General features: G+C 70.0%; 5 protein-coding genes. 4 read left to right on the top strand and 1 reads right to left on the bottom strand.

Annotated features, from left to right (window positions below):
* The first annotated feature begins 41 nt into the window (after window positions 1–41).
* The gene (locus ACLJQ7_RS36510) at window positions 42–752 is read left to right on the top strand and encodes a GntR family transcriptional regulator (protein WP_410652730.1); all 711 of its coding nucleotides are present in this window, start codon (window positions 42–44) and stop codon (window positions 750–752) included.
* Between the two features lie 281 nt (window positions 753–1,033).
* Here ACLJQ7_RS36510 and ACLJQ7_RS36515 read toward each other — a convergent pair whose 3' ends face one another.
* Window positions 1,034–1,513: a MarR family winged helix-turn-helix transcriptional regulator gene (locus ACLJQ7_RS36515; RefSeq protein ID WP_410652731.1), complete on the bottom strand. Its 480-nt coding sequence runs from the start codon at window positions 1,511–1,513 to the stop codon at window positions 1,034–1,036.
* A gap of 60 nt (window positions 1,514–1,573) precedes the next feature.
* Between ACLJQ7_RS36515 and ACLJQ7_RS36520 the strand changes: the two genes are divergently transcribed.
* The 3 genes from ACLJQ7_RS36520 to ACLJQ7_RS36530 all read left to right on the top strand — a co-directional run bounded on the left by ACLJQ7_RS36520 (window position 1,574) and on the right by ACLJQ7_RS36530 (window position 23,195).
* Entirely contained in the window at window positions 1,574–2,797 is a 1,224-nt protein-coding gene (locus tag ACLJQ7_RS36520) for a multidrug effflux MFS transporter (protein WP_410652732.1), read from the top strand.
* A 1,461-nt stretch (window positions 2,798–4,258) separates the two neighbouring features.
* Window positions 4,259–5,557, top strand: a complete 1,299-nt coding sequence (locus ACLJQ7_RS36525) for a serine hydrolase domain-containing protein (RefSeq protein ID WP_410652733.1) — start codon at window positions 4,259–4,261, stop codon at window positions 5,555–5,557.
* A gap of 73 nt (window positions 5,558–5,630) precedes the next feature.
* A complete protein-coding gene (locus ACLJQ7_RS36530; RefSeq protein WP_410652734.1) occupies window positions 5,631–23,195 on the top strand; it encodes a non-ribosomal peptide synthase/polyketide synthase in 17,565 nt (5,854 codons plus the stop codon).

Here is a 23,195-nt window from a genome sequence, read left to right on the forward strand (position 1 = left end):
GGGGCGCGCGGGATATCGTGAGGCGACTCAAGGAGGGAAATATGGCTTCCCCGCGGAAGTCCGGACGGCAGCCGCTTGCCGACCGGATGTACGACGTGCTGCTCGGCCAGTTCACCGACGGCCGCTGGGCCGCGGGCGAACCGGTCAACATCGGCGCGCTGTCACGGGAACTCGACGTCAGTCAGACCCCGCTCCGGGAGGCGCTGGCGCGGCTGGAACACACCGGGCTCGTCCGACGCGAAGCGCTCAAGGGCTACCGTGTCGCTCCGCTGCTCACCGAATTCGAGCTGGTCAAACTGATGGACGCCCGCCTCGTCCTCGAGCCCGCACTCGCCTACGAAGCCGCCCGCCGCACGACACCGGAGTTCCTTGGGGAGGTCTTGGAGAGCGTCGACGACCTCGCGCGCGCTGCCACCTCGCCGGACACCGAGGTCTTCAGCGCGTACTGGACGATCGACGAACGGTTTCATCTGTTGATCGCCGCTCAGGCGGACAACCCGTTCCTGGAGAAGGCCTACCGGTCACTCGGTGGCCAGGTGCAGAGGTTCCGGTTCTTCGCGAAGCTCGGCTCGGCCAGGGGAGCGCCCGGGCTGGCGGCGGAGGAGCACCACGCCGTCTACGACGCTCTCGCGGCAGGAGAGGCGGACGAGGCAGCCGCACGCATGCGCCGGCATATCGAGAACGCGAAACAGCGCGTCCTGGACGACCGGAAGTCGGTCGAAGCGGCCGAACAACTTCCCGCCGTTCGTTGAACCTGGTGAGTGTATGAGGGCCTTCGCGCTGAAGCTGCGTATCCCTGGACAACTGTCGGCTCAGTGTCTAGGACTACAAGACCACGTCTCTGTTCATTCCTTGCGCCCGTTCACAACTGAATAGGCGGACTGCGGCGTTTTTCACCCTGGCGACTCCAGGAATCGGGTCTTGAGGTTTCAGGCCGCTGCACGGCGATCGCGATGGGCAGGGGCTGACCTGGATGACTCCTTCGGTGAACGTGTCACCGGTGGAGGAGGGTGCCTCCGTTGTCGCTCGATGCTCAACGCGGCGCTTCGGGCGTCAGCGGGTTTTTGAGCGCTTTCCCGAGCGAGGCCAGTGCCGGCCCCGCGGCGGCCAGCTTGTCTCGTTCGTCCGGAGAAAGGTTCTCCAGCGCGACGGCGAGTAGCTCGGCCCAGGAGCTTTCGATCCGTGCCATGCCGTGCTGTGCGTTCATCGTCGGAAGTAGTCGTACCGACCTTCGGTCGTCCGGGTCGGGCTCGCGTTCCACAAGCTCGCGGGCGACCAGGTTCCGCACCACGACGCTGGCGTTGCTGGTCTGCAATCCAAGCTCACGCGCCATCGTGCTCAAAGGAGTGCCTGGGGTGTCCATCACGTAGCGCAGCACTTCCAGCTCCGATGGCGGGAGCTGGTATAGCCCTGCCTCGGTGACTCCTCGCAGCCGTAGCGCACGGGACAACCCGTACAGGCCGGGTACCAGGCCTCTCGCCTGCTTGAGTCGTGCGGCGTTGTCGTCGGTCACGGCACCAGTGTACCGTTAGCTATGGTTATATAACTATAACTAACTACCGGGAGACCCTGGATGTCCTCTGTCAAACCCGCCGGCGCGCTCATCGCGGTGCTGGCCTTGTTGTCCTTCGTGCTGCCGATGGCCACCGACCTGTACCTGTCGGCGTTCCCGCGGATGGCCGAGGAACTCGGCACCGATGCCTCCGGCGTGCAGCTCACACTCACCGCGTTCTTGATCGGACTGGCGGCCGGGCAACTCGTCCTCGGCCCGTTGTCCGACCGGTACGGACGCCGGGGCCTCTTGCTCGCCGGAACCGCCCTGTGCGCGGTGAGCACGGCCCTTTGCGCTCTCGCTCCGACGCTGGAGTGGTTGGTGGCACTGCGTTTCGTCACCGGTTTCGCCGGCGCGGCTGGCGTGGTGCTCGGTCGCGCCGTTATCTCCGACATCGCCACCGGCGCCGCCGCGGCCCGCCTGTTCGGCATCCTGATGGCCCTCGGCGGCATCGCGCCGATCGTCGCGCCACTGGCAGGCGGAGCGGTTTTCGAGGAGTTCGGCTGGCGCGCCGTCTTCTGGCTGCTGGCCGCGGTGGTGCTGTCGATGTTCGCCGCGGCATTCTTCCTGATACCGGAAACCCTGCCGCGGGAACGACGCCACGCCAAAGGACTCGCGACTACGGTGCGCGCGGCGGCCGGAGTGCTGAGCAACCGGGTCTACCTCGGTCACACCCTTGTCTTCGTCTTCGCGTCCGGGGCGCTGTTCTCCTATATCTCCGCCTCGCCCTTCCTGTATCAGAAGATGCTCGGCATGAGTGTCCAGGAGTACTCCGTCATCTTCGCCGCGGGAGCGCTGATCGCCACCCTGTCCAGCGGTGCAAGCGCCAAACTGGTCGGCCGCGTCCGTCCGTCGGTGCTACTGCGGATCGGATTGGTGGCCATGTCGGGCTCCACGACGGTGTCCTTGCTGATCGCGACGATCGGGAAATTGACCCCGGTCAGCGCGTTGTCGCTGCTGGCGATCACCGGGGCCGGCCTCGGCCTGGTATTCGTCAATGCGACCGCACTGGCGATCGAAGCGGTCCCCGAATCCGCCGGGACCGCCTCGGCAATGCTAGGAACACTCCAAAGTGGACTCGGCGCACTCGCCGCGCCTCTGGTCGGACTCGGCGGTCAGCACACCGCGATTCCCCTCTACCTGGCCATGACGGTGTGCTCGGTCGCGGCCCTGCTGTGCGGGTCGTTCCTGGTGGGAAAGCAGGTGAAGCGACCACAACCCGCGCTTTTCAAGTCCGTCTCTTGACGTGGCACTCGCTCGGACACCGCAGAGCGGCGGCTGGGACCCGATAACCGAAGTTCCGGGGTGCTGCTCGTGGGCGACGGGCTCGTCGGTAGGCCCGTTGCTCGTGCCGACGAGCGCAAAAGCGGTAGTACCACCGAGGGTCAGTGGCATCATGCCTTGAACGCCGTTCGCGGCACCCTCTCCGGCACCGTATCTTGCGGCGATGTTGCGCCGGAGGGCAGCACTCGGGCCACGGCACTGCTCCGAGTCCGGCTGGCTTGGCGCTGGAGTCGGTGCCCGAAGAGTGGCACTGGTACCAAGGCTGTTCTGCGGCTCGCCGCGGCGGCGCAGTTTCTTCAGCACGGGAGCAGCCAAGTACATCGTCAGCGAGGCTCTGTGGATATTTCCGCAGATGACACCAAGTTTCTGGATGGCGAAACGAGGCCCGGGAATCGAGGGCGGTGCATCCGGCGGCGATCCGATTCGGGCCTGGCCGTCGACCCGGCCCGCTCGTTCCAGGTGTGACATCCGCCCGATCCGGTGCCACGTCGCCCTGAATCCGTGAAACCTCGGTATGTGCCGATGGAGCCCTTCTCCTGACCCCCATTGGGAGAAGGGCGCAGGTGTTCGCAGCGCCAGGGATTCGTTCGCTGCGGCGTCCGCATGCTGTGGGACTTCCTCGCCGCTCGCACGGACCACCTTCCCGCTGTGGTCTGGACCACAGCGGGAAGTGGGATCCCCGTTATCAAGCGTCGGGTGGGGTGGGCAACCGACGATGGTCGCGTGAATGGCGATGCCGATTCCGTTACAGGCAACCGGGTGAATTCGCGTTCTTCCGATTCACTCCAATGTCTCCGATGATCGAAAAAGGCTGTCGCAAGGCCGTTCGGCCGGTTGCACGAGACGGTGCACGTGCGCATGGCCGTGCTGCTCGCATGGTGAGAATCAGATTCGGCAAGATCACTTTCTTGTTTCCGCAGTTGGTGGCGTCGTCGGCGGGGAAGAGGTGATCTTCATTGGCTCTTTTCCGCTTTTCCGTGTTTGGCTCGGTGGCGTGAGGGGAACCAGCAGGCGCTGCCCGGGTATGTGCTTGCGTGCCAAGGCGGCCTGAGCTGGAAGAATTGGACGAGGGAGGAAGCTTGCGACTGTTCCGCCGTCGATGAGACCGGCAGGCGGAAATTCGGTCTCCATTTATTTGTCACGCATCCGTCGATCGGTGGATGTGTTGGCTTGGTTATGCCTCATGGGTGCCCGTTATCCGATGTCATTCCAGTATGTGCGCCGGATTGACGCTGGTTCAATAAAATGAATGACAGTTATTGCCACCCTGTGTAGCGTCGAGCGCTTTTCGGCCGAAGCGGCTTTCCCACCATTGGCGGTACAGACGATCTCCTGGCCCGGGCAGCGTGTTGTTCCGGCCCGATGTGGACAGACGTGGCCATCAACTCGTGGTTTTCTTACTGACAAGGGGAGGAACTGGTCATGCGGCCTGCGCCAGAACAGTACGGCCACACTGGACGGAACCAGGTGCCGACGCGGCGGCTTCAAGAAGTACTGACCGGCCTGGCGGGCAGGCACGGTGTTCCGGGAGCACAGCTCGCGGTGCTCGAAGACGGTCTGACCACAATGGTCCAGACCGGTGTCGAACATCAGGACAGACGGAGACCGATGGGCCCGTCGTCCGCCGTATCGATCGGATCGGTCACGAAACTGGCCACCGCCACGGTCGTGATGGCGCTGATCGCGGACGACGATCTCGAACTGGATCAGCCGGTCGGCGAGTTACTGGGCGACCCCGGATTCGCCGGGGAAGTGACGCCACGTCATCTGTTGAGCCACACCAGCGGCCTGCCCTCCGATCCGGCCGACGTCACCGGGACGTGCCTGCGCGAGATCCGTGCGGCGATCCCCGTATGCCCGCCCGGGACCGCCTTCTCGTATTCGAACCTCGGCTATGCCCTGGTGGGATCGCTGATCGAGGCGGTCACCGGGATGACCTGGCGTGAAGCCGTCGAGGCGATACTCCTGCGCCCACTGAAGATCGAGCCCGCCTACGCCGAAAGCCCGAGAACGGTTCCCGGTCACGGACGCGCCACCGGACCGGCCGGTCCGCGGCCGGTCGAGCAGGCCTTGCCGCCGATGCTCGAACCCGCCGGCGCGCTGGCCTTGAGCGCCGCGGACCTGGTCGAACTGGGCCGGGTCCATCTGGGAAAGCCGGGTTTGCTCGATGTCGTGACCGCCGCGGACATGCATCGCCGGGTGCCCGACGCCGAGCCGTTCGGTCTCGCCGACGGCTGGGGGCTGGGAATCGCGCACTACGAGGACGAAGACGAAGTCTGGCTCGGCCACGACGGCACCGCCGACGGAACATCCTGCCAGTTGCGGATCGATCAGGCGGGCGCCTGCGTCGTCGCGTTCACGGCGAACGGTGCCGGGGGCACGGACATGTGGCACGACCTCGTCGCCGAGCTCCGCGCGCTCGGCCTCTCGCTCCCGGAGCGGCGGCTGCCCGCACCGGCGCGCCCGGTCCCGATCCCGGCCGGTGACTTCGGCACCTACCGCAACGGCGCTCTCGACTACACGATCCGCCCCGGCGAACCCGGCGGAGCCGAACTCGTCGTCGACGGCGAGATCTTCCCCGAACTCACCCTCCACGACGACGCCTCGTTCACGGTGCGCGACCCCCTCACCGGTCGACCGGCGCCGTGCGGCCGGCTGCGCGGAACGCCCGGCGAGGCGACCGCGATCGAAATCGGTGGCCGCCTCGCTCGGCGTCACTGAGCCGCCTTCTCCCTCCCCGTCCCCTTGCCCGCCTCGGTGGGTTTGCTCGTTGTGCCTGGAAGGTACCGAAAAGATGACCGTGCTCGACACGATGGACGCCCCCGAAGCCGAAAGAGCCGTCGCCCTGCCGGAACTGTTCGCCGCGCGGGTGCGCTCCACCCCGGACGCGGTCGCCGTGGACGGCCACAACGGACAGCTGACCTACGCCGAACTCGCCGACCGGGCCGCACGCCTCGCCGCCCGGCTGACCCGGCTCGGAGTGCGTGCCGAGGACCGCGTCGGGCTGCTGCTCGAAAGGTCCGCCGAACTCGTCGTCGCCGAACTGGCGATCGTGCTGGCGGGCGGGGTCTACGTGCCGCTCGACCGGCGTGCCCCCGACGACCGCGCGCGGCTGGTGCTGACCACCGCGGGGGTCTCGGTGCTGATCACCGACGAGCCGGAACGGGCGGCGCGGATCCACAGTGGACGAATCGTGGTCGCGGGACGATCCCTTCCGGCGCCGGATGTGGCGCCTCCGCGCGCCGACGCGGATCAGCTGGCGTATCTCATGCACACGTCAGGTTCGACCGGGACACCGAAGGGAGTCGCGGTGCGGCATCGGGATGTCGCGGCGCTGGCGGCCGACAGCCGGTTCGCGGGTGGTCCGCACCGCCGGGTCCTGCTGCATTCCCCGGCCGCCTTCGACGCGTCGACCTACGAGCTGTGGGTACCGCTGCTCAACGGCGGGACGGTGGTGATCGCGCCTCCGGGCGACCTGGACGTGGAGGCGTTGCGCGAGGTCGCCCGCCGGTATGCGGTCACCTCGCTTTGGCTGACCGCCGGGCTGTTCCGGGTCGTGGCGCAGGAGGCGCCGGACTGTTTCCTCGGTGTGGAAGAAGTATGGACGGGCGGGGACGTGGTCCCGGCGGCCGCGGTCCGCCGCGTGCTGGACGCCTGCCCCGGCCTCACCGTGACCGATGGCTACGGCCCCACCGAAACCACCACTTTCGCCACCGCGCGTGCGATGTCCACAAGGGACGGTGTGCCGGACTCCGTGCCGATCGGACGTCCACTCGACGGAGTCCGCGCCCACGTACTCGACGACGCGTTGAACGCCGTCCCGGCCGGACAGGCGGGGGAGTTGCATCTGGCCGGGGCCGGCCTGGCCCGTGGTTACTGGGGCGAACCGGGTGTGACCGCGGACCGCTTCGTCGCCGATCCCGGCGTACCCGGCGGCCGGATGTACCGGACCGGCGATCTGGTGCGGTACAACGAAGACGGCGAATTAGAGTTCCTCGGCCGGGCCGACGACCAGGTCAAGGTCCGCGGTTTCCGGGTCGAGCCCGGCGAGATCGAATCGGTGCTCGCCGCCGTGCCGGGTGTGGGCGAGGTCGTGGTCGTGGCCCGCGAGCAACGGCCGGGCGTCAAGCGGTTGGTCGCCTACGTCGTGGCCCGGCAGGGTGAGGCGCTCGGCGACCTGGCGGAGTCCGCGGCGGCCGTGTTGCCGGACTACATGGTGCCGTCGGCGTTCGTCGCCCTCGACGTGCTTCCGCTCAACGCCAACGGAAAGGTCGATCGCCGCGCACTGCCCGCGCCGCCGGAAGAGAGCCGGACGGACACCGAACCGAGTTCGGGAACCGAACGTGCCGTCGGCGAGGTTCTCGCCGGCGTACTCGGCATGGACGGTGTCTCGAGCGAAGACGACTTCTTCGCCCTGGGTGGCGACTCGATCCTCGCGGTGCAGGCGTTGTCCCGGCTGCGCCGGACCTTCGGCGTGACCTTGTCGGCTCGCGCGGTGTTCGACGCGCCCACCGTGACCGGGCTGGCCCGGCTGATCGACGAGGCGCAGCCTGCCGGGAACGACACGATCCCGGCCGCACCGTCGTCCCAGGTGGTTCCGCTTTCGCCCGCCCAGCGGCGCCTGTGGTTCCTCGACGAGCTGACCGGGGACAGCGCCGAATACAACACCGCGGTCGGTATCCGGCTCTCCGGGCCACTGGATCTCGACGCCCTGCGCGGCGCCCTGGCCGCGCTCTGCGCCCGCCATGAATCCCTGCGCACCACCTTCGACGAGGGTGTCCAGCGCATCGCCGACACGGCTGAGATACCGCTGCGCGTCGAGGAAACCGTCGCGGACGACGCGACGCTGGCGGCGGAACTGAGCGTGCCGTTCGACCTCCGCACCGGCCCGCTGACGAGGGCCACGCTCCATCGTCAGGCGCCGGAGGAGCACCTGCTCGTCCTGTGTCAGCACCACATCGTCACCGACGGCCGGTCGATCGGCATCCTGACCGGCGAGCTTCTGGACTTCTATGCCGGTGCGACCCCGCCGCCGCTGGAGTCGGGCTACCGCGATTACACGCACTGGCGCCGTCAGTCCGACGACGACGCCCAGCTCGGCTACTGGCGTGAAGCGCTCGAGGGACTCGAACCGCTCGCTTTCCCGACCGATCGCCCAAGGCCGGCTCAGCGCAGTACGGCGGGTGCGGTACACCGTCACGATCTGCCCGCGGACCTGGTCCGCGACGTCACCGCTGTGGGACGTCCGCACGGGGCGACGTTGTTCATGACCCTCACCGCGGCCGTGCAACTCCTCCTGTCGGCTTACGGAGGTCAGCGCGACATCGCCGTGGGCACCGCGGTCGCCGGGCGGGACCGGCCCGAGTGGGAGCCGCTGACGGGGTTCTTCGTGAACACCCTCGTGCTGCGCTCCCAGGTCGATCCCACACGGCCGTTCCCGGAGTTCCTGGCCGGGTTCCGGGAGACGGCACTGGAGGCGTTCGCGCACGCCGACGTCCCCTTCGACCGAGTCGTCGAAGCGGTACAGCCGGAGCGCGATCCGTCACGGACGCCGCTGGTGCAGGCGGTCGTCGTCCTGCAGAGCCCGCTGGTCCGCCCGCGTGAGGTCGCCGGCCTGCGGGTTTCGGAGTACGACCTGCCCCGGCCGTCGGCCCGGTTCGACCTGGTCGTCGAGTTCTGGCCGAAGGAAGACGGCCTGCGGGTCACCGTCGAGTACGCCACCGCGCTCTTCGACGGCGCGACGATCGAGCGGCTGACCGAGAGCCTGGAAGCCCTCCTCGCCGGGATCGCCGCCGAACCCGGCCGCCCGGTGGGCGAGCTTCCGCTGCTCACCGAGGCCGACCGCCGACTCCTGCCGTCGCCGGATCCCGCGCCGTCGATGACCATCACGCGCCTGTTCGACCATCACGCCGAGCAGCATCCGCATGCGCCCGCGGTGCTCTTCGGAGAGGACCGCCTCGACTACGGTGACCTGCGCGCCGAAGCCGACCGGCTGGCGGGACGGCTGCTCGAGCTCGGCGTGCGCCCGGAAGACCGGGTCGGCGTGCTGATGGACCGCTCGGCCGATCTGGTGGTGGCGCTGCTGGCGATCCTCAAGGCCGGCGCCGCCTACCTGCCGCTCGATCTGCGTGCTCCGGCCGATCGCCTGCGCCTGCTGCTCGACGGCACATCGCTGCTGCTCACCGACGAGACGTGGCACAAAACCGCCACTACCGTCCACAAAGGACGGGTACTGACGCTGCCTGCCACCGGGGACGCGGCCACGGTCACGGTCGAACCCGCGAATCTGGCCTATGTCGAATACACCTCGGGCTCTACCGGGGTACCGAAGGGCGTGGCGGTCCGGCACACCGACGTGGTCGCGCTGGCCACCGACCCCCGCTTCACCGGCGGCGCGCACGAGCGCGTGCTGCTGCACTCACCGCTGGCGTTCGACGCGTCCACCTACGAGCTGTGGGTCCCGCTCCTGAACGGTGGCACCGTGGTCGTCGCGCCGCCGGGGGACGTCGACGCGGAGGTCGTCCGTGAGCTGACCGCGCGGCACGGTGTCACCGCCCTCTGGCTCACCGCCGGTCTCTTCCGGCTCTTCGCCGGTGACACACCCGAGTGCTTCCGCGGCCTGAAGGAGGTCTGGACCGGTGGCGACGTCGTGCCACCCGAAGCCGTGCGCCGCGTACTGGAGAGCTGTCCCGGCGTCACGGTCGTCGACGGCTACGGACCGACCGAGACCACCACGTTCGCGACCTCGTTCCGCATGAGGTCGGCGGAGACGGTTCCCGAGACCATCCCGATCGGGACCCCGCTGACCGGGATGCGCGTCTACGTGCTCGACGACGGGCTGCGGCCGGTCCCGCGCGGCGCGCTCGGCGAGATCTGCGTCGCGGGCCCGGGGCTCGCCCGCGGGTACGCCGACCGGCCGGGTGCGACGGCCGATCGGTTCGTCGCCTGCCCGTACGGCGCCCTTGGCGAACGCATGTACCGCACCGGCGACCGCGGCCGGTGGCGTGCCGACGGGACCCTCGAGTTCGCCGGCCGGGCCGACGACCAGCTCAAGATCCGCGGCTTCCGGGTCGAACCCGGCGAGGTGGAACGTGCCCTCACCGCCCGGCCCGAGGTCGCGGAGGCGGTGGTGACGGCGCGTACCGGGTCCGGTCGCAAGCACCTGGTCGCCTACGTGGTGGCCACGGACGGCTCCACAGTGGACACTGAAGTGCTGCGCGAAGTCCTCGGCCGGAACCTGCCGGACTATCTGGTGCCGTCGGCGTTCGTCGTCCTCGACGCGCTTCCCCTCAGCGCCAATGGGAAGGTCGACCGGCGCGCGCTGCCGGAGCCGAACTTCGAGCCCGCCACGAGCGGGGGAACGGCGCCGCGGACCGAGCGGGAAGCGGTGCTCGCCGGGATCTGGGCCGACGTGCTCGGCCTCGACCGGGTCGGTGTCGAGGACAACTTCTTCGCCCTCGGCGGCGACTCGATCCTCGGCATCCAGGTCAGCGCGCGGGCCAGGAAGGTGGGGCTGGCGATCACGACGGCGGACCTGTTCCGGCATCAGACCATCGCCGCGCTCGCCCCGGCCTCGACCGAGGTCTCCACGGTCGCGGACCGGGGTCCCGTCTCCGGGGACGTCATACCGACCCCGATTCAGCGCTGGTTCTTCGACACGATCCCCGACCCTGCCCGGTTCGATCAGGCCATCGCGGTCGAACTGGCGCGCGGCACCGACGAGGCCGCGCTCGCCGCCGCCATCGGCGCGGTGATCGAGCACCACGACGCGTTGCGGACGACCTTCACCCGCGACGGAGACCAGTGGCGGCTGCGCGTCGCCGGAGTCGAGGATGAGCATTCGCTGCTGCGCTGGCGGTTGTCCGGCCCTCCGGAGCGGCGCGTACTGCACCTGTCCGCGCACCATCTCGCCGTCGACGGCGTGTCCTGGCGGATCCTGCTCGACGACCTCGAGCAGGCCTATCGGAAGGCCGGTTTCGGGCCGAGGACCACCTCGTTCCAGGACTGGGCGGCACGCCTCGCGGACCATGCCGAAGCGGGAGGATTCGACGACGAACTGGAGTACTGGCGCTCGATCCCCGAGGTCACGCCGATCCCGGTCGACGGGATCGGTGCCAACACGGTGGGCCGGGCCCGCGCGGTGACGGTCCGGCTGACCGCCGAGGAGACGCGATCGCTGCTGCGGCGGATTCCCGAGGTCTATCGAACGCAGGTCAACGACGTCCTGCTCACCGCGCTCGGCCGGACATTGCGGGACTGGACCGGCCGGGTCCCGGTGATCGACCTGGAGGGCCACGGCCGGGAAGACCTGTTCGACGGCGTGGATCTGTCGCGCACGGTGGGCTGGTTCACCAGCCTGTTCCCGGTGGCGCTGGACGTCCCGGACGAATGGGGCACGGCGATCAAAGCCGTGAAGGAGCGGCTGCGCTCGGTCCCGCGACGCGGCATCGGCTACGGCGCGCTGCGCTATCTCTCCGGCACGGCGCCGGGCATCGATCCCCAGATCAGCTTCAACTACCTCGGACAGTTCGAACTCACCGGGGAGCTCTACACCGGCTCGCCCGGTGAACTGTCCCTGGTCGCCGACCCCGGCGGCGTCCGTCCTCATCTGCTCGACGTGGTCGGCCAGGTCACCGGCGACACGCTGGAGTTCACCTGGCACTACGCGGAAGGCGTGCACGAAGAGGCGACCGTGACCCGGTTGGCCGACGGCATGCTGGAGAACCTGCGTGGACTACTCGGGCACTGCGCCGAACCCGGTGCGGGTGGGCGGACGCCGTCGGACTTCCCGCTGGCGGGCCTCGACCAGTCCACTGTGGACGAGCTGGTCGGCGACGGCCGGGACGTGGAGGACGTGTACCCGCTGACGCCGATGCAGGCCGGCATGGTGTTCCACAGCCTGGCCCAGCCCGGCGATCGCAACTACTTCGAACAGATCACCTTCACCGTCGACGACGTTCCCGACCCACGGGCCCTCGCCGCGGCCTGGCGACGGGTGGTGGCACGGACCCCGGTCCTGCGCAGCCGGATCGTCTGGGAAGGGGTACCACGTCCGCTGCAGGTCGTGCGGCGTTCGGTGGAGATCCCGGTGAGCTGTCCGGACTGGTCCACAGTGGACGCCGAGGAAGCCCTGCGGCTCCGGTTGGCCGAAGACCTCGCCGAAGGGCTCGACCTGACCCGTGCCCCGCTGACGCGGCTGGTCGTCGCCAAGGAGTCGGCGACCTCGGTGCGGGTGCTCTGGACCTTCCATCACGTACTACTGGACGGCTGGAGCGTCTTCGGTGTCCTGTCCGACGTCCTCGCCGTGCTGCGCGGTGAAGAACCGCCGGTGCGGCGTCCGTTCCGCGATTACGCCGGATGGCTCGCCGCTCAGGACGACGAGGCCGCCGAAGCCCACTGGCGGGCCGAACTCGGCGGAGTGACGCCGACACCGCTTCCCGGCGTTCACAGCGCCCGGGCACACACCGCCAGCTCGTCCGCTCGAGTGCCGGTGGACTTCGACGACGGCACGACCGCCCGGATCAACGCGTTCGCGCGGCGGCACCACCTGACGCTCAACACGATCGTCCAGGGTGCCTGGGCGGCGTTGCTGTCCCGCTACAGCGGCGAAGCCGAGGTGTGTTTCGGCGCGACGGTGTCGGGCAGGCCGGTCGAGTTGCCGGGAGCGGACGACATCCCGGGCCTGTTCATCGACACCCTGCCGGTGCGGGTCAGGCTCGACTCCGGGCGCGGCCTCGTCGACTGGCTTCGGGAACTACAGGCGGCGCAGGCGGAATCCCGCCGGTTCGGCCATGTCGGCCTGCCGCGGTTGCAGTCCTGGAGCGACACCGGCGGCAGCCTGTTCGACAGCATCATCGTCTTCGAGAACTATCCGGTGGCGGACGTCGCGGGAGTGCGGGACGTCCGCGCGGCCGAACGCACCAACTACCCGCTCGGCGTCGTCGCGTATCCGGGCCGCCGGATGTCGCTGATGCTGACCCACGACCCCGAGCTGATCGGACCGGAGCTCGCCCGGCAGCTCGCCGGGCACCTCGAAACGCTGATCCGTGGCTTCGTGGACACACCGTACGAGCCCGTGACCCGGGTCCCGATGCTGTCGGATCCGGAGATCCGGCACCTGCTTCGCGACCGCGACACCACCGCCCGGCCGATACCGGAAGGGACGGTGTCCGAGCTGTTCGAGGCCCGCGCACGCCGGAATCCCGGCGCGGTCGCGCTGGTGACCGATGCGGAGACCGTCACCTACGGCGAACTCGACGTCCGGGCGAACCGACTGGCGAACCGGCTGCGCGAGCTCGGCGTCCGCGCCGAAGACCGGGTCGCGCTCCTGATGGACCGTTCGCCCGCCCTCGTCGTGGCCGAGCTCGCGATCCTGAAGGCAGGCGGGGCCTACCTGCCGTTGGATCTGCGCGCGCCCGCCGAGCGGTTGCGGCTGCTGCTGAGCGAAGCCGAAGCGGACGTCCTCGTCACCGATCAGGCCTGGCTTTCCACCGCCGAAGAGATCCACGCAGGCGTGATCGTCACGGACACGGGTGACGCCCCGGAGACACCACCCGGGGTGACGACCGACCCCGAACAACTCGCCTACGTCATCTACACCTCCGGCTCGACCGGCAAGCCGAAGGGCGTCGCCGCCCGGCATCGCGACGTCCTCGCTCTGGCGGCCGACCGGCGCTTCGCGGCCCACGACCGGGTGCTGCTGCACTCACCGCAGGCCTTCGACGCGTCCACGTACGAGTTATGGGTGCCGTTGCTGAACGGCGGCACGGTCGTCCTGGCACCGCCGGGGGAGCTCGACGTCCACACGCTCGGCCGCGTGATCACCAGGCACGCCGTGACGGGAGTCTTCATGACGACCGGCCTGTTCCGGCTCGTCGCGCAGGAAGCCCCGGAGATGTTCGCCGGCGTGCGGGAAGTCTGGACGGGCGGCGACGCCGTTCCCGCCGTCGCGCTGCGCAGGGTCCGGGCCGCGTGTCCGCGGACACTGGTCGCCGACGTCTACGGTCCCACCGAGACCACGACCTTCGCCACCGTGCACCCGCTGCCGGACGAGGTGCCCGACGTCGTGCCGATCGGGGCACCGCTGGCCAATACCCGCGGCTATGTCCTCGACGACGGCCTGAACCTGGCACCACCAGGTGCGCCCGGCGAGCTGCATATCGCCGGGGCCGGGCTCGCGCGTGGCTACCTCGGACGGCCGGGGCTGACCGCGGACCGGTTCGTCGCGGATCCGTTCGGCCCGCCGGGGGAGCGGATGTACCGCACCGGCGACGTCGTGCGCTGGAACGACGAGGAGGCACTGGAGTTCGTCGGCCGGGTGGACGAGCAGGTCAAGATCCGCGGCTTCCGCGTCGAACCGAGCGAGATCGAGGCCGCGCTGGGCGAACACCCCGGCGTCGAGCAGGCGGCCGTCCTGGCCCGCGCGGATGGCGGGGTGAAACGCCTGGTCGCCTACATCGTCGGCGAGACCGAGGGACTCGGGGAATTCCTGGGGCGGACCCTGCCGGACTACATGGTCCCGGCCGCGTTCGTCCGGTTGGAGAAGTTCCCGGTCAACGTCAACGGGAAGCTCGACCGCACCGCGCTGCCCGCGCCCGATTTCGGGGCCCGTGACCACGTCGTGCCGCGCACCGATCGCGAGCTCGTGCTCGCCGGGATCTGGGCCGAGGTGCTGGGTGTCGAACGGGTCGGTGCGAACGACGACTTCTTCGAACTGGGCGGTGACTCGATCCTCAGCATCCAGGTGGTGTCCAAGGCCCGGCGTGCCGGGCTGGACCTGCTGCCCGGCGACCTGTTCGCCCATCGGACCCCGGCGGCGCTCGCCGCCGCGGCGCGCACCGCCACCGAGGCCGTCCACCGCGGCCCGGTCAGCGGCGAGGTGCCACTCACCCCGATCCAGCGGTGGTTCTTCGCGACCCAGACCGCCGACCCGGAGCACTTCCACCAGTTCGTCCGTTTAGGACCTGAGCGGATCGATCGCGTCGCGGCGCGCGAGGCCGTGGACGCGCTGCTCGAGCACCACGACGCGCTGCGAATGCGCTTCACCCACGACGACGGATGGAAGCAGCAGAATGGTCTTGTCGGCGCCGAGACACCGCTGATCCGCCTCGACATCTCCGAGCGCGGCGTCACCCTCGCCGTGCACCACCTCGTCGTCGACGGTGTCTCGTGGCGGGTGCTCGCCGAGGACTTCGACCGCGGTTACGCCCAGGCGCTGCGGGGCGAGGCGATCGACCTCGGGCCGCGCACCACCTCCTTCCGGGAGTGGGCGATCAGGCTCGCCGAACACGCCGCCGACGGCGGATTCGACGACGAACTCGACCACTGGCACGGCCTGCCGGGGGACACCTCGATCCCGGTCGACGGCGAAGGCGAGGCCACGGTCGCCTCGATGCGTGAGGTCACCGTGCGGCTTCCCGAGGCGGAGACCGAGGCGCTGCTGAGGGAAGTGCCCGCCGTCTATCGCACGCAGGTCAACGACGTGCTGCTGACCGCGCTGGGCCGGGTGCTGCGGGACTGGACGGGCAAGGTGCCGGTCATCGACCTGGAGGGACACGGCCGTGAGGACCTGTTCGACGACGTGGACCTGTCCCGAACGGTGGGCTGGTTCACCAGCGTCTTCCCGGTCGCGCTGGACGTCCCCGAAGACTGGGGTACGGCTCTGAAATCGGTGAAAGAGCAGCTCCGGGCCGTGCCCCGGCGCGGCATCGGATACGGCGCCCTGCGTCACCTGGCCGGGACCGCGCCGTCGATCGACCCGGCGGTGAGTTTCAACTACCTCGGCCGCTTCACCTCGGGCAGGCTGGAATCCGACGAGAGCGAGCGTTCGGCGCGAGCGCATCTGCTCGACGTGGTCGGCCGTGTCGAGTCCGGCGAACTCGAACTGACCTGGTACTACACCGAGGGTGTCCATCGCGAGTCCACAGTGGACAGGCTCGCCGGTGCGATGCTGGCGGCCCTGCGGGAGATCATCGCGCACTGCGCGACGCCGGAGGCCGGTGGGCGGACCCCGTCCGACTTCCCGCTGCTCACGCTCGATCAGGCCACAGTGGACACCCTCGCCGGCGACGGCAGGGCGGTCGAGGACCTCTACCCGCTCACGCCGATGCAGGCGGGGATGGTGTTCCACTCGCTGTCGCAGCCGGAAGAACGGCTCTACTTCCAGCAAGTCGGGTTCGTCGTCGAAGGTGTCGAGGACGTCGACGCGCTCGCCGAGGCCTGGCAGCACGTCGTCGACCGCACCCCCGTGCTGCGGACGAAGATCGCCTGGGAAGGCGTGCCGGAACCGGTGCAGGTGGTGCGCCGGCACGTGACCGTCCCGGTCACCCGGCTCGACTGGCGTGCCCACACACCCGCGGGACAGGAGCGGTTCTGGCAGGAAGTCCTGTCCGCGGACCGTGCCGAGGGGCTGGATCTGGACGGCGAAGCCCTGCTGCGGCTGACCCTGGCGCGGCTTTCCGACACGGAAGTCCGGGTGCTGTGGACGTTCCACCATGTCCTGCTCGACGGCTGGAGTGTCTTCGGAGTGCTGTCCGACGTCTTCACCGCTTGTGCCGGGGGCGAACCGCCCGAGCGGCCGCCGTTCCGGGACTACGTCGCGTGGCTGGATCGCCAGGACGACACCGATGCGGAACGCCACTGGCGCCGCGAGCTCGGTGACTTCACCGCGTCCGCCCGGCTCACGGCGCAGGACCACACGAGCCGGTCGGCCGAGTGGCTGCGGGTCCCGGTCGAGAGCTCCGCGCGGCTCGGGGAAGCGGCGCGCAAGGCGGGCCTCACGATGAACACCGTCCTGCAGGGCGCGTGGGCGCTGGTGCTGTCCCGGCTGACCGGGGAACGCGACGTCTGCTTCGGCACCACCGTGTCCGGTCGCCCGGTCGACCTGACCGGCGCCGACGACATCACCGGGATCTTCATCAACACGCTCCCGGTACGCGTCACCACCGACCGGTCGCCGGTCGCGAAATGGCTGGCGGCGCTGCAGGACCGGCAAGTGGAGTCCCGCAGGTACGGGCATCTGCCGCTGACGAAGCTGCAGGCGTGGAGCGGGTCCGGCGGCAGCCTCTTCGACAGCATCGTCGTCTTCGAGAACTATCCGATCGACTCGGCGACGCGTGACGGACTGCGGTTGCGTGACGTCGACGCCGCCGAAACGACGAACTACCCGATCAGTGTCGTCGCGTCGCCGGGAGAACGGCTGAGCCTCGACGTCGGCTACGACCCCGATCTGTTCGACGCCGCGACGGCCGAGCGGATCACGGACCAGCTCGTCGGCGTGCTCGACGCCTTCGCCGAGGACCTGGACCGTCCGCTCGACGGCATCGACCTGCTCACCGACGCCGAACGGCTCCAGATCCTCGGTGACTGGAACGACACCGCGTATCCGCTGCCGGAAGGAAGTCTCGCCGAGCTCTTCGGACGGCAGGTCGCGCACGCTCCCGGCGCGGTCGCCCTCGCCGGCGACGGCGTCCGCCTGACGTACGCGGAACTGGACGAGCGCGCGGACCGGCTCGCCCGGCGTCTGGTGTCACTCGGCGCCGGTCCCGAAACTGTGGTCGGCGTGCTCATGGACCGTTCCCCGGACCTGGTCGTCGCCGAACTCGCCGTGATCAAGGCAGGGGCGGCGTATCTCCCGCTGGACACGAGGGCGCCCGCACCACGGTTGACGACCCTGCTGGACGGGGTGCCGATCCTCGTCACCGACCGGGCCCGCGCCGAGTCGCTTGTCCACAGTGGACAGATTGTCGTTCCCGACGGCCGGACGGCGGACGTGACGCTGCCCGAGGCGGCGCCGGACAACCTCGCGTACGTGATGTACACGTCCGGTTCGACGGGCAGGCCGAAGGGCGTGGCCGTACGCCAACGTGACGTCGTCGCCCTCGCCGCCGACCGTCGCTTCGCCGCGCACGAGCGGGTGCTGCTGCACGCTTCGCCCGCCTTCGACGCCTCCACTTACGAGCTGTGGGTCCCGTTGCTCAACGGCGGTACCGTCGTCGTGGCGCCCCCGGGCGACCTCGACGTGGACACCCTCCGGCGGATCATCGCCGAGTACGAGGTCCACGGGGCGTTCTTCACCGCCGGGCTGTTCCGGCTACTCGCACAGGAGGCTCCGGAGACCTTCCGCGGGATGCGCGAGGTGTGGGCGGGCGGCGACGTCGTCCCGGCCGCCGCGGTCCGGCGGGTGCGGGAGGCGTGCCCGGGCACGGTCGTCGTCGACGGCTACGGTCCGACCGAGACGACGACCTTCGCCACCTCGCATCCGATCCCGGCCGAAGTCCCCGGTGCCGTCCCGATCGGGAAACCGCTCGACAACATGCGGACCTACGTCCTCGACGCCGAGCTGCGGCTCCTGCCACAGGGTGTGCCCGGCGAGCTGTACATCGCCGGGGCCGGACTCGCTCGCGGGTACTTCGGTGATCCGGCGCTGACCGCCGACCGGTTCGTGCCCGACCCGTTCGGCCCGCCGGGGGAGCGGATGTACCGCACCGGGGACCTCGTCCGCTGGAATCCGCTCGGGGAGCTGGAGTACACCGGGCGCGCCGACGAGCAGGTCAAGGTCCGCGGTTTCCGGATCGAACCGGCGGAGATCGAGGCCGCGCTGACCGCGCATCCGGGCGTCGGCCAGGCCGCGGTGCTGACCAGGGAGGATCACGGCGTCAAACGGCTCGTCGCCTATCACACCGGCGACGCGGACGGCCTCGCCGAATTCCTCGGCCGCACCCTGCCCGACTACATGGTGCCCGCCGCGTTCGTCCGGCTCGACCGCTTCCCGTTGAACGCCAACGGGAAGATCGACCGTCGCGCCCTGCCCGCACCGGACTTCGGCGGCGAGACGGCCCGGACCGCGCCCACGACCGAGGCCGAACGCGCGCTCGCCGCGATCTGGTCCGACGTGCTGGGCGTCGCGGACGTCGGCGCCGAGGCCAACTTCTTCGAACTGGGCGGCGACTCGATCCTCAGCATCCAGGTCGTGTCGCGCGCCCGCCGCGCCGGGCTGAGCCTGCTGCCCCACGACGTCTTCCGGCATCCGACGCTCGCCGCGCTGGCCGCGCACGCCGGTGGCGACGCCGGGCCGCGCGCCGAACAGGGGCCGGTGACCGGGGCGGCGCCGCTCACCCCGATCCAGCACTGGTACTTCGACGGTCTGCCGGACCGGTTCGACCAGCGAGTGGTGCTGGATTTCACCGAGGACGTCGACGAAGCCGCGCTGCGCCGCGCGCTCGAAACCGTGTGGGCGCACCACGACGGGCTGCGGCTGCGGTTCGGGCGCGACGGCGTCCAGCACGGCGAACCGGTGTGGCCGGCGGACCTCCTCACCGACGAGATCGTCTTCGACCTCGGCCGCGGTCCCTTGCTGGCGGCGGTGCTCGACGGGCGGCGGCTGACCCTGGCCGCGCACCACTTGGTCGTCGACGGTGTCTCCTGGCGAATCCTGCTGGAGGATCTGGAAACCGCCTACCGCGGCGGCGAACTCGGGCCGAAGACCACGTCGTACCTGGAGTGGGCCAGGCGGCTGGCCGAGCACGCCGAGTCCGGCGGATTCGACGACGAACTGGCGTACTGGCGCGGGATCCCGGCGCCGTTGCCGGACGCCGGGCCGGCCACGGTCGCCGACACGGGGGAGGTGACGGTCCGTCTCACCGCCGAGGAGACCAGGGCACTTCTCCAGGACGTTCCCGAGGTCTACCGCACGCAGGTCAACGACGTGCTGCTCGCCGCGCTGGGCCGGGTCCTCCGGGACTGGACCGGGCGGATCCCGGTGATCGACCTGGAGGGCCACGGGCGCGAGGACCTGTTCGATGACGTCGACCTCTCTCGTACGGTCGGCTGGTTCACCAGCGTGCTCCCCGTGGCACTCGACGTCCCGGACGACTGGGGTGCCGCGCTCAAAGCGGTGAAGGAACAGCTCCGGGCGGTGCCGCGGCGGGGGATCGGCTACGGCGCCCTGCGGTACCTCACCGGCACCGCGCCGGTCATCGATCCCGAGGTCGGCTTCAACTACCTCGGCCGGTTCGACGACGCCGAGGCGGGCGCGTTCCGGACCGGCGCCCTCGGCGCCGACGTCGACCCGGCCGCTCCCGCCGGCCACACGCTCGACATCGTCGGCCACGTCTTGGCCGGGACTCTGGAGCTGAGCTGGGCGTATGTCACGACCCGGCACGATCGCGGCGCCGTCGAAGAGCTGGCGGAGCGGATGCTGGCCGCACTGCGCGAGATCATCGCGCACTGCGCGTCACCGGAGGCCGGTGGCCGCACGCCGTCGGACTTCCCGCTCGCCGCGCTCGATCAGTCCACAGTGGACACTTTGGCCGGTGACGGCCGGACGGTCGAGGACGTCTACCCGGTGACGCCCATGCAGGGCGGGATGCTGTTCCACGGCCTTTCCCAGACCGCGCAAGGCATGTACGTCGAGCAGGCGACGTTCGTCCTCGAAGGGGTCACCGACCTCGACCGGCTCGCCGCGGCATGGCAGCGGGTCGTGGACCGGACACCGGTCCTGCGGACGGCGTTCGTCTGGGCCGGGGTCGAGGAGCCACTGCAGGTGGTACACCGCGACGTGCGGCTGCCGATCCGAGTGCTCGACGGGACCGGTCACGATCTCCAGCAGCTCCTCGCTGAGGATCGCGATCAAGGGCTCGACCTCGCGGAGGCGCCGCTGATGCGCGTGGCCCTCGTGCGGTCGTCGGCGACCGAAGTCCGGGTGCTGTGGACGTTCCACCACGCGCTGCTCGACGGCTGGAGCGTCTTCCACGTCCTTTCCGACGTCTGTGGCGCCTACGCCGGGCAGACCCTGCCCACCCGGCCACCGTTCCGGGACTACCTCGCCTGGCTGGGCGGTCTCGACCGGACCGACGCCGAACGCTTCTGGCGTCGTACCCTCTCCGGGATCGACGGGCCGACGCTCGTTCCCGGCGACCGGGCGCCCGCGGCCGGGCACATCGCCTGTTCGTCCGAGTGGCTGCCCGTCCGTCTGGACGAGGCGGCGACGAGCGGGCTCGACGAGTTCGTCAAACGCCACGGCCTCACGCACAACGCGGTCCTGCAAGGGGCTTGGGCCTTGTTGCTGTCGGCTCACAGCGGCCACGACGACGTCGTGTTCGGGTCCACCGTCTCCGGCCGCCCACCCGAGGTGACCGGCGTGGACGCGATCACCGGCATCTTCATCAACACGCTGCCGGTCAGGATCGGGATCGACCGTGGTGCCCGCGTCGCCGACTGGCTCGCGGGTCTTCAGGCGAGCCAGGCCGAGGCACGCCGCCACGGACATCTGCCGCTCGCGCTGGTCCAGGGCTGGGCGGAACTGCCCGGGGGAGTGAACCTCTGCGAGAGCCTGGTGGTGTTCGAGAACTACCCGATCACCGGCGCCGAAGCCGGGCACGGCCTGACCGTGCGAGACCTGTCGGCACGCGAGACGACGAACTTCCCGCTGACGGTCGTCGCGTCGCCCGGTCGTGAGCTGAACGTCGACCTGGGCTATGACCCGGCCTTGTTCGACGCGGAAACGGTGAGCCGGCTGGCCGGTCACCTGCTCACGCTGCTCCGGGAACTGACGGTGGACGGCGCACGGGCGATCACCGACGTGTCGATGCTGACCCCGCGGGACGAACTACTCCTGGCGGAATGGACGGAAACCGGTACGGCGGCCCCCGCCCGGTCGCTGCCGGAGCTCTTCGCCGAGCAGGTCCGCGCCCGGCCCGATGCGGTCGCGGCCGTCCTCGACGGCGAGCCGGTCACCTACGCCGAGCTGAACCGGCGGGCGAACCGGCTGGCCAACCGCCTGATCGGGCTCGGCCTGCGCCCCGAGGAACCGGTCGGCCTCGCCACGAGCAGGGCGGGCACCGTCGTGGCGGAACTGGCCGTGGTCAAGGCGGGCGGCGCGTATCTGCCGGTCGACACGCGCGCCCCGGCCGAACGGCGGCAGGCGCTGCTCGACGGTGTGCGGTTCGTCGTGTCCGACATGGGGTATCCGAACGCCATCCGACTGTCCTCAGTGGACGACGAGCCGGACGGCGATCCCGTCGTGGTCGTCGATCCCGACCAACTGGCGTACGTCATGTACACCTCCGGGTCCACCGGCACGCCGAAGGGCGTCGCTGTGCGGCACCGCGACGTCGCCGCCTTGGCCGCGGACAGCCGGTTCCGCGGCGGGGCACACGAACGGGTCCTGCTGCATTCCCCGGCGGCCTTCGACGCGACCACCTACGAACTCTGGGTACCGCTGCTCACCGGCGGCCGCGTCGTCACGGCCCCGGACGGCGATCTCGACCCGCACCGCCTGCGGACCTTGATCCGCGAGCACGGCCTGACCGGGATGTGGGTCACGGCGGGTCTGTTCCGGGTGCTGGCGCAGGAAAACCCGGACTGCTTCACCGGACTGCGGGAGGTGTGGACCGGCGGCGACGTCGTGCCCGCCGAGGCGGTGCGGCGAGTGCTGGGTGCCTGCCAGGGGCTGCGCGTCGTGGACGGCTACGGCCCGACCGAGACGACCACCTTCGCCACCGCCCATCCGATGGAGGAGACGGTTCCGGACCGGGTCCCCATCGGCACGCCGCTGGACGGGATGGTCGCGCGCGTCCTGGATCGGGACCTGCGCCCGGTGCCGCCGGGAGTGCCGGGTGAGCTGTACCTCGCCGGTGCAGGTCTCGCCCGCGGCTATCGCGACCGGCCCGGTCTGACCGCCGACCGGTTCCTCGCGGCCCCGGGCGGGCAACGGATGTATCGCACCGGCGACGTAGTCCGCTGGACCGGAGTGGGCACCCTCGAATTCCTCGGGCGGGCGGACGACCAGGTGAAGCTGCGCGGCTTCCGGGTCGAGCCCGGTGAGGCCGAAGCCGTGCTGGCCCGGCATCCCGCCGTGGCGCAGGCCGCGGTCGTCGTCCGCGAAGACCAGCCCGGCCTGAAGCAACTCGTCGCCTACGTCGTGTCGGAAGCCGGGCAGGACACCCTGCGGGACTTCCTGGCCGAACGGCTGCCGGAGTACCTGGTGCCGTCGGCGTTCGTCACGCTGGACCGGATCCCGGTCAGTGCCAACGGAAAACTCGACCGCAAGGCACTGCCCGCACCCGCCGTGCCGGAGACCGGGTACGTCGAGCCGGAAACCGAAACCGAACTGGCGCTGGCCGGGATCTGGGCCGAAGTACTCGGCGTGGAGCGGATCGGCGTCGAGGACAACTTCTTCGCCCTCGGCGGGGATTCGCTGCGGAGCCTGCACATCGCGGCCAAGGCGGGCGCCTTGTTCGCGGTCCGGCTCACCCCGGCCGACGTCCTGACCGCGCGCACCGTCGCGGGGCTGGCCGGAACGGTCGAAGAACTCATCTTGGGCGAGCTCGAAAACCTCGCCTCCGAAACGGAAGCGTGA

The organism is Amycolatopsis sp. cmx-4-54, from assembly GCF_046548895.1.
Classification (GTDB): Bacteria; Actinomycetota; Actinomycetes; order Mycobacteriales; family Pseudonocardiaceae; genus Amycolatopsis.

Bases quoted from the DNA above. Each gene is read 5' to 3' on its own strand.
- ACLJQ7_RS36530 (WP_410652734.1), top strand. From the start codon at position 5,631: ATGACCGTGCTCGACACGATGGACGCCCCCGAAGCCGAAAGAGCCGTC.
- ACLJQ7_RS36510 (WP_410652730.1), top strand. From the start codon at position 42: ATGGCTTCCCCGCGGAAGTCCGGACGGCAGCCGCTTGCCGACCGGATG.
- ACLJQ7_RS36525 (WP_410652733.1), top strand. From the start codon at position 4,259: ATGCGGCCTGCGCCAGAACAGTACGGCCACACTGGACGGAACCAGGTG.
- ACLJQ7_RS36520 (WP_410652732.1), top strand. From the start codon at position 1,574: ATGTCCTCTGTCAAACCCGCCGGCGCGCTCATCGCGGTGCTGGCCTTG.